Annotated in this window: 10 protein-coding genes; 5 read left to right on the top strand and 5 right to left on the bottom strand. The window is 66.2% G+C overall.

Features of this window, described 5'->3' with window-relative positions; all coding sequences use genetic code 11:
• Positions 1-24 precede the first annotated feature (24 nt).
• The gene (locus AC3ITW_RS16795) at positions 25-2,502 is read right to left on the bottom strand and encodes an acyl-CoA dehydrogenase (protein WP_489389749.1); all 2,478 of its coding nucleotides are present in this window, start codon (positions 2,500-2,502) and stop codon (positions 25-27) included.
• Positions 2,499-3,416, bottom strand: coding sequence for an alpha/beta fold hydrolase (locus AC3ITW_RS16790; RefSeq protein WP_012511863.1), 918 nt, complete (start codon positions 3,414-3,416; stop codon positions 2,499-2,501). Before AC3ITW_RS16790 ends, AC3ITW_RS16795 begins: the two co-directional genes overlap by 4 nt.
• Before the next feature lie 141 nt (positions 3,417-3,557).
• On the opposite strand from AC3ITW_RS16790, the gene AC3ITW_RS16785 reads away from it, so the two are divergent.
• Positions 3,558-4,157 (top strand): TetR/AcrR family transcriptional regulator, encoded by a 600-nt coding sequence (locus AC3ITW_RS16785; protein ID WP_012511862.1) that lies wholly within the window; start codon positions 3,558-3,560, stop codon positions 4,155-4,157.
• A gap of 230 nt (positions 4,158-4,387) precedes the next feature.
• Entirely contained in the window at positions 4,388-7,345 is a 2,958-nt protein-coding gene (locus AC3ITW_RS16780) for a TonB-dependent receptor domain-containing protein (RefSeq protein WP_012511861.1), read from the top strand.
• A 203-nt stretch (positions 7,346-7,548) separates the two neighbouring features.
• Here the strand turns inward: AC3ITW_RS16780 and AC3ITW_RS16775 are convergent, their stop codons facing one another.
• Positions 7,549-8,394: an XOO1806 family protein gene (locus tag AC3ITW_RS16775; RefSeq protein ID WP_006384775.1), complete on the bottom strand. Its 846-nt coding sequence runs from the start codon at positions 8,392-8,394 to the stop codon at positions 7,549-7,551.
• Between the two features lie 116 nt (positions 8,395-8,510).
• Positions 8,511-9,404, bottom strand: coding sequence for an Hsp33 family molecular chaperone HslO (gene hslO / locus AC3ITW_RS16770; RefSeq protein WP_065723912.1), 894 nt, complete (start codon positions 9,402-9,404; stop codon positions 8,511-8,513).
• Positions 9,405-9,481: 77 nt separating this feature from the next.
• Here hslO and mtgA point away from each other — a divergent pair, with 77 nt between their 5' ends.
• From mtgA to AC3ITW_RS16755, 3 genes are read left to right on the top strand one after another with little or no spacing between them, the layout of a single operon-like run.
• Positions 9,482-10,231, top strand: coding sequence for a monofunctional biosynthetic peptidoglycan transglycosylase (gene mtgA, locus AC3ITW_RS16765; RefSeq protein ID WP_006384773.1), 750 nt, complete (start codon positions 9,482-9,484; stop codon positions 10,229-10,231).
• A gap of 56 nt (positions 10,232-10,287) precedes the next feature.
• A complete protein-coding gene (locus tag AC3ITW_RS16760) occupies positions 10,288-11,307 on the top strand; it encodes a glycosyltransferase family 2 protein (RefSeq protein ID WP_012511859.1) in 1,020 nt (339 codons plus the stop codon).
• The gene (locus AC3ITW_RS16755; RefSeq protein WP_012511858.1) at positions 11,267-11,698 is read left to right on the top strand and encodes a CBS domain-containing protein; all 432 of its coding nucleotides are present in this window, start codon (positions 11,267-11,269) and stop codon (positions 11,696-11,698) included. The genes AC3ITW_RS16760 and AC3ITW_RS16755 overlap by 41 nt, the downstream gene beginning before the upstream one ends.
• 481 nt (positions 11,699-12,179) lie before the next feature.
• Here AC3ITW_RS16755 and AC3ITW_RS16750 read toward each other — a convergent pair whose 3' ends face one another.
• On the bottom strand, positions 12,180-14,153 hold the full coding sequence (locus AC3ITW_RS16750) for an AsmA family protein (protein ID WP_489389748.1): 1,974 nt from the start codon (positions 14,151-14,153) through the stop codon (positions 12,180-12,182).
• Between the last annotated feature and the right edge of the window lie 47 nt (positions 14,154-14,200).

Here is a 14,200-nt window from a genome sequence, read left to right as displayed (position 1 = left end):
GAAGGCAACACATGTCGCGGGCGATCAGGCTGCCTGCGAGTGCGGGTCCTTGTGCTGGCGGTCGTAGTAGCTGGCCGCGCGCAGTTCGTGGGTGTCGAAATCGTCCACGGTGATGGTGTCCAGGGTCAGCGTGCGCAGTTCTTCCAGCAGGCTGCGCTCGTCCTGGGTGATCACGCTCTCGGCCACGGCTTCGTCCAGCTGGCTGTTGAAGTCCAGCGCTTCGATGCCCTTGCTCTTCAGCGCCTTCAGGAACTTGCGCTCCACCGGCTCGGCCATGATCGCCTTGCTCAGGTAGCTGTTGATGCGGCCACCCGGGTTGTTCTCGCAGGGGGTCAGGAACACGCCGCTGGCCAGACGGTCACGCGCTTCGTTCGGAGCCATCAGCAGGGCGGCCACGCGGCGGCTCAGGCGATCGCCCGGTGCCTCGGCGCGACGGCCCAGCGGGAAGATCAGTGCCCACATCAGCCAGCCGATCGGTCGGATCGGGAAGTTGCGCAGGGCCGCCGACAGCGATTCCTCGATCTTGTGCACGCTGTCATGGAAGGCCCAGGCCAGCAGCGGCTGGTCGGCCTGCGGTGCGCCTTCGTCGTGGTAGCGCTTGAGCATGGCGCTGGTCATGTAGACATGGCTCAGCACGTCGCCCAGGCGGCCGGACAGCGACTCCTTGAACTTCAGCTTGCCGCCGAGGGTCATCATCGAGATGTCAGCCATCAGCGCCAGGTTGGCCGAGTAGCGGTCCAGCTTGCGGAAGTAGCGGCGGGTGTAGGCATCGCCCGGGGCAGCGCCGAAGCGCGCGCCGGTCAGGCCGAACCAGAACGAACGCACGGCATTGGAGATGCCGAAGCGGATGTGGCCGAACAGGCTGCGGTCGAAGTCCTGCAGGCCGGCACGGATGTCCGGATCCTGCGCGGCCTTCATTTCCTTCAGCACCCACGGGTGGCAGAGGATCGCACCCTGGCCGAAGATCAGCAGGCTGCGGGTCATGATGTTGGCGCCTTCCACGGTGATCGCGATCGGCGCGGCCTGCCAGCTGCGCCCGGCGAAGTTGCGCGGGCCGAGGATGATGCCCTTGCCGCCGATCACGTCCATCATGTCCGAGATCACTTCACGGCTCATGTTGGTGCAGTGGTACTTGGCAATGGCGGACGGCACCGACGGCACGTCGCCGCGGTCCACCGCAGCTGCGGTGGCCTGCGACAGCGCACTGATCTTGTACGCCTTGCCGCCAATGCGGGCCAGTGCTTCTTCCACGCCCTCGAAGCGGCCGACCGACAGGCCGAACTGCTTGCGGATGCGCGCATAGGCGCCGGTCACGGCGGCACCGGCCTTGGCACCGCCACTGGCGGTGGACGGCAGGGTGATCGAGCGACCCACGGCCAGGCACTCGTTGAGCATGTTCCAGCCCTTGCCGGCCATGGCAGCGCCACCGATCAGCTGGGTCAGCGGAATGAACACGTCCTTGCCGCGGATCGGGCCGTTCTGGAAGGTCGAGTTCAGCGGGAAGTGGCGGCGACCGATTTCAACGCCGGCGGTATCACGCGGCAACAGGCCCAGGGTGATGCCGATGTCGCGGGTTTCACCGATCAGGCCATCCGGGTCGTACATGCGGAAGGCCAGGCCGATCAGCGACGCGACCGGGGCCAGGGTGATGTAACGCTTGTCGAAGGTCAGCTTGACGCCGAGCACCTGCTCGCCGTTCCACTCGCCCTTGCAGACGATGCCGTAGTCCGGAATGGAGGTGGCGTCGGAGCCGGCGAACGGGCCGGTCAGGCCGAAGCAGGGCACTTCGCGGCCATCGGCCAGGCGCGGCAGGTACTGGTCCTTCTGCTCCTGGGTGCCGTAATGCACCAGCAGTTCGCCCGGGCCCAGCGAGTTCGGCACGCCGACGGTGGAGCTGACCACCGAGGACACCGAGGCCAGCTTCTGGATCACCTTGTGGTGGGCCAGCGCGGAGAAGCCGAGGCCGCCGTATTCCTTCGGAATGATCATGCCGAAGAACTTGTTCTTCTTGATGAAGGCCCACAGTTCCGGCGGCAGGTCGGCATGGACGTGGGTGATTTCCCAGTCGTTGACCATCTTGCACAGCTCTTCGACCGGGCCATCGAGGAAGGCCTGCTCTTCCGCGGTCAGCTGCGGCTTGGGGTAGTTCAGCAGGATGTTCCAGTCCGGGTCACCGGTGAACAGCTCGCCTTCGAAACCGACCGAGCCGGTTTCCAGCGCGATGCGCTCGGTCTGCGACAGCGGCGGCAGCACCTTGCGGAACACCTTCATCATCGGGCCGGTCAGCAGCGGCTTGCGGATGAACGGCAGCAGCAGCGGCACGGCGATCACCGCCAGCACGGCGGCGGCAACGATCGTGGCGGTCTGGTTGACGTAGGGCACGAACCAGCAGGCGACCAGCAGGGCCACGCTGATCAGCGTCCAGGTAACCAGCCGCATGCGGTGGTAGGCGACGAACGCGCCTGCCAGCAGCAGGGCGAGGAAGGGAAGAACGATGCTCATGAGCGTGCTCCGGTGACGTGCTCGTTTGTGGCGGACGAAGCCGCAGCATCCGCTGCGGGCAACACGTCCAGATAGTCCAACACAGTAGCGGTAAAGGCGTTGTTGTCGTCGCCGGCAACCATATGCGTGGCCTGCGGCAGCTGTACATGGCGCGCGTGCGGCGCCAACGCCAGGAATTCGGCCACGGTCTGTGGCGTGACCAGATCGCTGCGACCGCCGCTGACCAGCAGCAACGGGCACTTCACCTGGCGCGCGGCTTCAGCCAGCGCGTCCTGGTGCTGCTCGCTGTCGCGGGCCAGTTCGGCCACCAGGCGCGGGTCCCAGTGCCAGCGCCAGCGGCCGTGGTCGTCCTCGCGCAGCAGGGCGCGCAGCGACTGTTCGGATTTGCGCGGGCGGTGCGGCATGTAGGCCGAGATCACGTCGGCGGCCTGGGCCAGCGACGCGAAGCCATCGGGGTGAGCGGTCATGAAGGCCAGGATGCGTTCGACCCCAGCGGTATCCCAGCGCGGGGTGATGTCGACCAGCACCATCGCCGAGAACAGGCCCGGCCAGCGCGATTCGGCGAGCAGGCCGAACAGGCCGCCCATCGATGCTGCAACCAGCACCGGTGGGCGCGGTTGCTCGCCGGCCAGCACGATCAGGTCATCGGCGAACTGTTCGCCGTGATAGGGCAGGTCGGCGGCATTCCAGTCCGAATCGCCATGGCCGCGGGCATCGTAGGCCAGGGTCTGCAGGCCAGCTGCAGACAGTGCGCCGGCGGTCGCATTCCAGGCATGCCGGGTCTGGCCGAAGCCATGTGCGAACAGCACACGGCCTCGACGGCCGTGGTCACTGGCGGTGGCGGCCAGACGGGTGCCATGGGCCGCTTCCAGGCGCAGGTCATGGAACGCAGCGGGAGTCGGGGACGTAACCATACTTGCTAGTATGGATTGCTTCGGAAGGAAGTCAATACTGCATCGTATGGTGCGATGCGGAAGGCCATCCGGACTGCTCTGCGACGGATTCGGCCGCATTCGCGTACTGCAACGAACCCCGGCGTATGGTTAAATCAGCCCATGAATCAACCTGACGCTTCCGCCGGCGAACCGCGCGCCGGCCGCAACAGCCGCCTGAGTGCCGAAGACTGGGCCCAGGCGGCCCTCGATCTGATTGCTGAACAAGGCGTGGGTGCCGTCGCGGTGGAACCGTTGGCGCGGCGCCTGGGCGTGACCAAGGGCAGTTTCTACTGGCATTTCCCCTCGCGTGATGCGTTGCTGCAGGCCGCGCTGGAGCGTTGGGAGCTGTTCGAACAGGAACAGGTGTTCGGCAGTCTCGAAGACGTGCCCGATCCCCGGGTGCGCCTGCGCCAGCTGTTCCAGATGGTCGCCCATGAGGTGCAGCCGCACATCATCTACAGCGAACTGCTGAAGGCGCTGGACCACCCGATGGTGCGTCCGGTGATCGACCGCGTCTCGCAGCGCCGCCTGGATTACCTGATCGCCTCGTTCCGCCAGGCCGGGCTCAGCTCGACCGATGCACGCCATCGCGCGCGCCTGGCCTACGCGGCCTATGTAGGCTTCCTGCAGCTGTCGCTGCAGCTGCAGCAACCCAAGCAGGCCCGCGAAGATTTCGAGGCCTACGTCGAGCATCTGATCGACACGCTCATCCCCAGCTGAATGGGCAAGGGGGCGTCCTGCTGAGGCTGGAAGCGTCAAGCAGGACGGCCTCAATGCGCCAACGTATGTCGCAGTGAGACCGATTTCACGCGATTTGGGCGTTTTCTTAACGACTCTTTAATTCCAGATCAAGTGTGGCTACTATCGGGTCACCAGTCGTTTTTGTGCCTCCTTTTCTGGCACGCCGGCTGGACTCAGCACACAACCCAAGATCCATGGAGAGAGAGCCCATGAAGTTGAACAGCAACAAGCTGCGCGATGCTGTGTGCGTTGCGTTGGCGGCCAGCGCCGCATCCGTGGCCGGCACCGGCACGGCCCTCGCCCAGCAAGCGACCAATCTGGACCGCATCGAAGTCACCGGTTCGCGCATCCGTACCGTCGACGTCGAAACCGCCCAGCCCGTCCTGACCCTCAACCGCGCGGATATCGAGAAGCAGGGCTTCTCGTCGGTCGCCGACATCCTGCAGAACATCAGCGCCGTCGGTTCGCCGCCGATCAGCCGTGCCCAGCCGCTGTCCTCGGGCGAAGCCGTGGGCGGTACCTACATCAGCCTGCGTGATCTCGGTGCCACCCGTACCCTGGTGCTGCTCAACGGCAAGCGCCTGGGCATCACCACCGGTGGCCTGCAGGACATCTCGACCGTGCCGGTGTCGGCCATCGAGCGCATTGAAGTGCTGAAGGATGGCGCTTCGTCGATCTACGGTTCCGATGCTATCGCCGGCGTCATCAACATCATCACCCGTACCAACTTCGAAGGCGCCACCGGCAGCGTCTACTACGGCCAGTACAGTGAGGGCGACGGTGCCACCCGCACCATGGACTTCACCATGGGCGTGAAGGGTGAGCGCGGTTCGCTGACCATCGGTGCCGAGTACGCCAAGGAAGACAAGGTGCGGGCGGCGGATCGTCCGTACGGTGCCTTCCCGCGCAGCGCCAACCACCCGGACTTCGGCTGGACCACCGTCGGTGAATTCGGTGGCTTCGTCAGCCGTCCGGCCGATGGCCTGCCGGGCGTCACCTATCCGGCTGCCAGTGCGGGCAATCCCAACCGCGAAGTGCGCGTGATCCTGCGTGAGGGTGGCAACCCGAACAACAAGGCCGACTACGTCGCGCAGAACGTCAACAGCTTGGTCACCAAGGACAAGACCAATACCAACCTGCAGACCGACCTGCGTACCCCGCAGGAACGCCGCGCGGTGTTCGTCGATGGTATCTATGACCTGACCGACAATGTGCGCCTGCGCACCAACATGCTGTACAGCTACCGCGATTCGAACCGTCAGATCGCCGGCTACCCGTACCAGGCGCTGGCCTTCACTTCGCCGATGTCGGCCACCAGCGCGTTCAACCCGCTGGGCACCGAAATCAGCAACTGGTGGCGTCGTACCCTGGAAGTGCCGCGCAACACCCGCGCCGAACTGACCACGTTCCGCTTCAGTGGTGGCCTGGAAGGCAGCTTCGAGTTCGCTGACCGTCTGTTCGACTGGGATGTCGGCTACCTGTACAACAACAACAAGCTGGTCCAGACCAGCACCGGTGACCTCAACCTGACCGCGCTGCGTGCGGCGGTGGGCCCGTCCTTCATCAACAGCAGCGGCGTGGCGCAGTGCGGTACCGCCGCCAGTCCGATTCCGCTGAACCAGTGCGTGCCGTACAACCCGTTCCTGCGTGCCGGCATTCCGAGCAACGGTGCCAATGGCGCATTGACCGGCAATGATGCGCTGCAGAAGCTGCTGTTCCCGGCGGCTCACTCCACCGCCGAGACCACCACCAAGGTCGTGACCGCCAACCTGGCCGGCAGCCTGTTCACCCTGCCTGCGGGCGATCTGGGCTTCGCCGTCGGTATCGAACACCGCAAGGAAACGGGCAGCTTCAGCCCGGATGCGCTGGTGCAGTCGGGCAACACTTCCGGCCTGGCCAACTTCCCGACCGGTGGTGGCTACAAGGTTGACGAAGTCTATGCCGAGTTCAACATACCGATCCTGGCCGATCTGCCGGGCGCCCGCGAGCTGAGCCTCAACGCGGCCACCCGTCATTCGGACTACGACACCTTCGGCACCACGCTGAACAGCAAGTTCGGCTTCAAATGGAAGCCGGTCGATTCAGTGCTGATCCGCGGTACCTGGGCCGAGGGCTTCCGTGCCCCGACCATCGCCGACCTGTACAGCGGTGGTTCGCAGTCGTTCGACTTCTACACCGATCCGTGCGATTCGGTCTATGGCGCTGCGCGTACCAATGCTGCGGTGCGTGCCCGTTGCGCCGCCGCACTGCCGGCTGGCGTCAATGTCGCTAACTTCCGCCAGCAGCAGCAGGGCTTCACCCCGACCACCGCTGCGTCGTCGCAGACGCCGTTGGCCTTCGTTTCGGGTTCGAACGACCAGCTGACTCCGGAAACCTCGACGTCCAAGACGCTGGGCGTGGTGTGGAGCCCGGGCTTCATCCAGAACTTCAACATGTCGCTGGACTGGTGGGAAATCCGTGTCGAGAACACCATCATCGCCGACACGGCCAACCTGATCCTCAACGATTGCTACCTCAACGACATCGCGTCGCGCTGCTCGGCCTTCACGCGCGACCCGGTGACCGGCATCGTCAACAACCTCAACCGCACCGGCATCAACGCCGGCTACCGCGAGGTGGAAGGCTTCGATCTGGACGTCAGCTACCGCCTGCCGACCGATCGCTTCGGTAACTTCAGCGCGCAGTGGACCAGCACCTACACCTCGCGTGATGACCTGGTCACCACCAAGAACCCGGTCACCCACCCGAACCCCCGCACCGGCGTGGGCTGGGCGGGCGGCGCGTTCCGCGTGCGTTCGAACCTGAACCTGGGTTGGGAAATGGGTGACTTCGGCGCCAGCTGGACCGTCCGTTACTTCTCGGGCATGAAGGAGTCGTGCCTGAGTGCTGTGACGTTCCCGGAAGAGTGCAACCTGCCGAACTACGCCTCGCCGAACAACCAGGGCGTGGCCGTGGGCAGCGCGACCAACCAGCGTGGCGCAACGGTGTTCAACGACGTCCAGCTGCGCTGGAGCGCGCCGTGGAACGCGACCGTGGCGGTGGGTGCCAACAACGTGTTCGGCCGCGTGGGCCCGACCATGTACAGCCAGCCGAACGCCAACGTCTCCTACTACGGTGGCTTCGACATCGGTCGCTTCCTGTACATGAAGTACACGCAGCGCTTCTGATTGCAGCGTAATCCGTACGTGTGACATGGCCGCGCCCCGAAAGGGGCGTGGCCTTTTTCATGGGGTGGGTTCGCCGGCCGGCACCGGGCGGAACGGCCCAGTGCACGTCGCCATGCACGCAGCCGCAGGCAGGTGACGTTGTGTCACCAGGGAGGTAGAAGAGAAGAGCATCGCAGCGTTGACGCTGCGATCAGGCAGGGGGCTTACAGGTCCTGCTCGTAGCGCACGTACGGCACGGTGCCGTCGTCGTTGCTCTCGTTGCGGGGCGAGAACGGGTTCTTGCCGCGGCTGATCACATTCTCGGCGCCGACGGTGAGCTGGCCGGACCACGGGGTGCGCCAGGTCAGGCCGATACCCAGTCCTTCCCACTTGCCTGGCTTGCCGGGTACGTCAATGACGCGGCCGATGATGCTGCCGGTGAAGTTGCCATAGCCGGCACCGATGCTCAGGCTTTTGCTGTCCCAGCGATCGACGATGGCCGGTGAGGCATCGGCCAGTGGCACCAGCCGCGCCTTGGCGTAGGTGCCGGCGATGGAGACGAAACCTTCGCGGCCGATGTTCTTCTGCGCGAATACGGTCAGGTCGTTCTGCTCGGCACGCAACGAAGGTGTCTTGTTCGGCCCGGACAACCAGGCCGGCAGGGTTTCACGGCCGGTACCGGCGGTGATGCCCAGGCGGCTGTTGCCACGGTTCAGCGCAGCGGTGCCGGTGAAGCGGCGGCTGTTGAGGTCATCGTCATCGCCGAGGCTGGCCAGCATGCAATGGCTGGCCAGTCCGCTCATGCTGGTTCCGCTGCTGTTGCAGAGCAGGCCCAGCGAGTCGCCGGACGACAGCCCGAAGGCTGCATCCAGCGAGTTGCGGCCGAAGTGCCAGCGCGCGCCGGCCGCCTGTTCGCCGGTCGGTTCCAGATACAGCAGGGCCTCGACCTTGCCGCTGCCCTTGTTCCACACCGGCAGCACGGTGCGGGTGTCCTTGCTCTGCGCGTGCACGCCCGTGATCGCGCCAAGGGCGATCAGCAGGGCCAGCGGTAGACGCAGGAAGGTACGCATCGGACCAGTTCAGACAGGGACGGACAACGGAAGTTCCCGCGGATACGGGAACTTGATCCTAGGGTGTTTATGAATTCTTAACAAGCCTTGATCCCCCCAGATGCAAGACAAGCCGTTTACTGAAGCCGTTCAGGCGCCGGCACAGTCCCCTCGGCACCGTGGAACAGTATGCCGAACTCCGTCAACGGAAAGTGATACTCCCGCCCGCAGAATTCGCAACGGACCTCGACCGCGCCGCTGGCTTCGGCGGCAGCACGGGCCTCGTCCTCGCCCAGCGACTGCAGCATCGAGGCCACCCGATCACGGGAGCAGGAACAGGCGAAGGACAGCGGCTTTTCGCCCAGCAGCGCCGGCTGCTCCTCGTGGAACAGCCGGTGCAGCAGCTGCTCGGCCGGGGTGCCCAGCAGTTCGGCCTTGCCCAGGGTCTCGAACAGCGCGCTGGCGCGTGCCCAGCCATCCTCGTCGCCCTCGTCGCCGGGCAGCTTCTGCAGCAGCAGGCCGGCGGCGCCGTCGCGGTCGGCGACCAGCAGCAGGCGGGTTGGCAGCTGCTCGGATTGGCGGAAGTAGTCCTCGAAGGCCTCGTCCAGTTCCGGCGCGGTCAGCCCGACCAGGCTCTGGTAGCGCTGCGGCTCGCGCGGGTCCAGCCCCGGGTTCTCGATGGTGATGGCGAGCAGGGCATCGTCGCCGAGATTGGACAGGTCGCGCGGTGCATCGGCGCCTTCACTGAGCTGGGCAATGCCGCGCAGGGTGCCGGCCGCGGTGCATTCGGCGAACAGGGTGCGCAGTGCAGTGCTGCTGCGCAGCTGGATCGACAGGCGGCCATCGATCTTGGTGTGGCCGGTGAACAGTGCCGAGGCCACGCAGGCTTCACCGAGCAGCTCAGCGGCAGTATCCGGGTACTGGGCGTGGGACAGGATCTCCTGCCAGGTCGCCTGCAGGCGCACATGGACGCCGCGGACACCAGCGTCGGGGAGCAGGAAGCGGATCAGGGAATCGGGGTTGGCGGTCATCGGCTCACATCGCGCGTAAACAGGGGCGGTTGCCGGATAATGTGCCGACAACCAGACAGAAGAAGGATGCACCAGTAATGGGGGCAGCAGGAGAGCAGCACAAGGTAGAGGCGGTTGCGGCTCCGCCACGCCGTCGTCGCTGGCACTGGAAGCGCCTGCTGTGGCTGCCCGTGCTGCTGGCCGCCTTCAGCTGCCTGCAGGTGCTGGTGTTGCGCTTCATCGACCCGCCGCTGTCCACGGTCATGCTGTGGCGCTATGGCGAGGCGCTGGGCGAGGGTGACTGGTCCTATCGCCTGCACTACCAATGGCGGGATATGGAGCAGATGGCGCCGAGCCTGCCGATTTCGCTGGTGGCGGCCGAGGACCAGCGCTTTCCCGAGCACAGTGGCTTCGATCTGCAGGCCATCGAGAAGGCCCGCGACCACAATGCCAAGGGCGGACGCCTGCGGGGGGCCAGCACGATCAGCCAGCAGGTGGCCAAGAACCTGTTCCTCTGGCAGGGCCGCAGCTGGATCCGCAAGGGCCTGGAGGTCTGGTACACGGTGCTGATCGAGGCGCTGTGGCCGAAGGAGCGGATCCTGGAGATGTACGCCAACATCGCCGAGTTCGGTGATGGTGTGTACGGCGCGCAGGCGGCGGCGAAGAAATTCTGGGGCAAGGATGCGGCGCGGCTGAGCCCGGCCGAGAGTGCGCGGTTGGCGGCGGTGCTGCCGGCACCGCGGCGCTACAACGCAGCGGCGCCGGGGCCGTATGTGCAGCGGCGCGCGGCGTGGATCCAGCGCCAGGCGCGGCAGCTGGGTGGGGCGGCGTACCTGTCGGAGGAGTGAGGCCCAGGCGGCCCGGTCGGCAGGCCGTGCGCCTGCCGGCGACGTACAATCCGGGCATGACCCGCGAACGGCTTACTTTCGTCATCGCTGCCTACAACGAGGCCCTGGCACTGCCGCTGCTGCATCCGCGGTTGTGCGCCGTGCTCGACGGCATGCCCGACATCGAGGGCCACATCCTCTATGTGGACGATGGCAGCCATGACGGCACCTGGGAGGTGATTGCCGGCCTGGCCCAGTCCGATGTACGGGTCTCCGCCCTGAAGCTGTCGCGTAACTTCGGCAAGGAAGCAGCGCTGACCGCCGGCCTGGATCTGGTGCGCGACGGCGCGGCGATGATCCTTGACGCCGATGGCCAGGACCCGCCGGAACTGGTGCCGGAGTTTGTCGCGCGTTGGCGCGAAGGCCATGACAACGTCTACGGCACGCGCATGGCCCGCGATGGCGAGGCATGGGTCAAGCGCGCTACTGCCGCGATGTTCTACCGGGTGATCGGGCGCCTGTCGCGCACACCGATCCCCGCCGATACCGGCGATTTCCGCCTGCTCTCGGCGCGCGCGTTGAGTGCACTGCGCGAAATGCGTGAGCGCCACCGCTTCATGAAGGGCCTTTTCAGCTGGGTCGGATTCAAGCGGATCGCGGTGCCCTATCACCGCCATGCGCGCGTGGCCGGATCCAGCAAGTTCAGTCTGTGGCGGCTGTGGAATTTCGCCCTGGAGGGCATCACCGGGTTCTCGACCGTCCCGCTGCGCGCGGCGACCTACATGGGCCTGGCGACGGCGGCGGTGGCCTTCGTGTTCGGTGTCTGGGTGATCGCCAAGGCGGCCCTGTACGGCGACCGGGTTGCCGGCTGGCCGACGATGATGGCGGTGATCCTGTTCCTGGGCGGCGTGCAGCTGATCGCACTTGGCTTGATCGGTGAGTACCTGGGCCGGCTGTACGAGGAGTCCAAGCAGCGGCCGTTGTACCTGGTTGACGCGTGGCTAGCATCCGCCGTGGCAGACTCGGCCCTGCAACCCACCCTTGGAGGGCAGGCGGATGACCACGGTACGGCAACTGTTGGACGGCAAGTCTCCTGAAGTACATGCGGTCGCGCCGGATGCGGCGGTGATCGACGCGATCCGGTTGATGGCGGAAAAGGGCATTGGTGCGGTGCTGGTGATGGACGGGCCGCGGCTGGTCGGCATCCTGTCCGAGCGCGATTACGCGCGCAAGATCGTGCTGCGCGATCGTTCGTCGCGCGATACGGCGGTGGCGGAGATCATGACGGCGCAGGTGGTGACGGTGTCGCCGGGCGAGCAGGTGGAACACTGCCTGCAGCTGGTGACCGACTACCGCATCCGCCACCTGCCGGTGGTGGAGGGCGCACAGGTGCTGGGAGTGATCTCCATCGGCGACCTGGTGAAGTCGGTGATCGATGCGCAGCGGCGGGAGCTGGATCAACTGCAGCAGTACATTGTGGCGGGGTGAGGAGTTCGCTGGCGGGCCTGCGGCCCGCCGGCCCGCTTTTCGAAGCTCAAAGCCAAAGCCAAAGCAGCGCCTTCCTGATACGTCGGGGAGGCGGAGGGCATGGCCGTGCAGGACACGCCGTAAACCCCTCCCTGGGGGCTCGATGGCGCCATCCATGGCGCCAACGGTCCTGCACGGCCATGCCCTCCGCCCCTGGACACGTTCCTGCGAGCGCGGTGCATACATGCGCGGTGGCTCGCCTTCGGTAGCTGCCAACCTTGGTTGGCAACAGTTTTTGACTTTGCTTTTTTCTTTTGACTTTGAATTTCCGCTCTCGTTCCGCGCGCTGGAAACTGTCCGGAGCCGGAGCAAGGCGGCAGGCAGGACCGTGAGGCGCATGGATGCGCCGACCGAGCCTACAGGGACGTATTTACGGCGTGTCCTGCCTGTCGCCTTGCTCCGGCTCTACGCGCGGAAAAACGAGGCGCCGCGAACAACGCTTCTACTTCGCATACTGCCCCCCGCAGTCGGCATCCTTCCCTGGCCCCAGTTCGATGGTCGCCAGCAACGCCGCCGGTGGGGCGATGCTGCCCAGTGCCAGGGCCACGGCTCCCCGGATGCCCAACGCCTTGAAGTCCGGGCGGAATGACGGGTCCTTGAACGTGCCGGAGATGTGCAGCGGCGAGCGGAGTACCAGGATGCTCTTGTCCTTCGGGCGCGGCTTCAGGAGCAGGTCCAGGCTCTCGTCGCGCAGGCTGACTGTGCCTTCGCCGATGAGGATCGTATCGGTGGTGTCCACCGCCAGCGCCTCGCTGGTCATCAGGCCGTCGCGCACGCCGAAGTCGGCGAAGGCGCAGCGCAGGGGGATCTGCTTGTCGCCGGTCACCAGGAATTTCAACGATTCGGTGATGTCCAGGCCCGCTAGTTCCATCACCAGGTTGCCGACATGGCCGCGACCCATCGCCAGGCCGACCTTGCCACTGCTGCTGCCGAGCATTGCGGCGATCGAGTTGCCGTGGCCGCTCAGGTCCACATTACCGCCGATGCCGCCCTTGGCCTGCTCGGCCAGCTTGGCATCCGGGAACAGTTGGCCCAGCTGTACACCGCGCACGCTGGCCTTCAGTGCGGTGGCGATCTGCGGCTGGCGTGCGTCCATGCGGATGGTGCTGCGGATATCGCCGCCGGCCACGCCGAAGTTCAGCGGGTCCAGCCGCAGCACGCCATCATCCAGCAACAGGTGCGCATCCATGTCATCCAGCGGCAGTGACGGCGCATTGATGCGGTGGGCCTTCCAGCGCACGTCGGCATCCATTGCGCGCAGCTTGCCCAGGTTGTACGGGGTATCCGGCAGCACCCGCGCGCTGGCCGCAACGCGTGCGGCCTCGGCCTTCTGCTGCGCGTTCGCGGTTTCGCCGCCGCCGGTCTTCGGTGGTGCACCGACGAATCCGGCCAGGTCGTCGAAGTCCAGGCGCTTGGATTCCAGTGTGGCGGTCAGCCGCGGCCGTGCGCCGCCCACCTCGAACTGCAGGTTGCCGCCGAGGTCGCTGTCGCCGACCTTGCCGGTGAACTGCTCATAGCGCCAGACGTTGTGGTCGCGCTTGAGACGGCCGTCCAGGGCATAGGGGGGCGACGGTGGGATGGCGATACCCAGCAGCGGATAGAGATCGGCAAGATCCTGGCCGCTGAGCGCGAACTGCAGGTCGAACATGCGCAGCTGGAAGGGATTGGTCAGCGTACCGGTGGCCACCGCATGGGTGGCGCCGGCGCGGCCATCGAGGTGGATGCGGAACGGATGATCACTGTCGGTCAGCTGCAGTGGAGATTCGGTGCCGCCGCGCAGGGTGAACGGGTTGCCCCGCCAGCGACCCTTGCCCTGTACCAGCAGCGGTGGTGCGGCGTCGGCCTGCTTCGGCTGGCCGCTGCGCACATCCACACGGATGTCGGTGCGGCCCAGAGCGTCGAGGAACTGCAGGCGCCCGTCATCGATGCGCAGGCGCTTGAGCTGCGGGCTGGTCCCGCCGGAGCGGTCCCCGAGGAAATCCCAGTTGCCTGGTTCATCCTTGCGCGGCGCAGTTTCCAGCAGCACGTCCGGCCGGGTCAGGCGCACCTCGGGCAGTTGCACGCTGCCGCGCAGCAGGGGCCACACCCGCACATCGATCTCGATGCGGTCGGCCGTGGCCATCTCCGGCTGCTTCGACCAGCTTGCATTGGCGAAGGTGATCGCATCGGCGCGGACCGTGCTGGTGCGGCCAAGGTCGACATCCAGATGGCCGATGTGCAGCGCACGGCCGGTGCGCGCCTGCACGGCGCGCTCGACCGGGCCCTTGAACCAGTTCCAGTCCCACAGAGCGATCAGCAGCAGGATCGCGGCCAGCAGGAAGACCAGCACGGCCAACCCGCGCTGGCCGCGCGGGCCTGGGCGGCGGAAACGCCAGCGGGATGCGCGTGGCGCGGCAGGGGAGGGGGCAGCATTCACGCTGCCATGGTTGCCCCCTGATCGTGGAGGGGGCGCGAAGCGTCCAT

The sequence above is a fragment of the Stenotrophomonas sp. KH_052 genome (assembly GCF_057838755.1).
The sequence above is the reverse complement of the archived record's forward strand: the minus strand, read 5'-3'. Positions and strand labels throughout refer to the sequence as shown.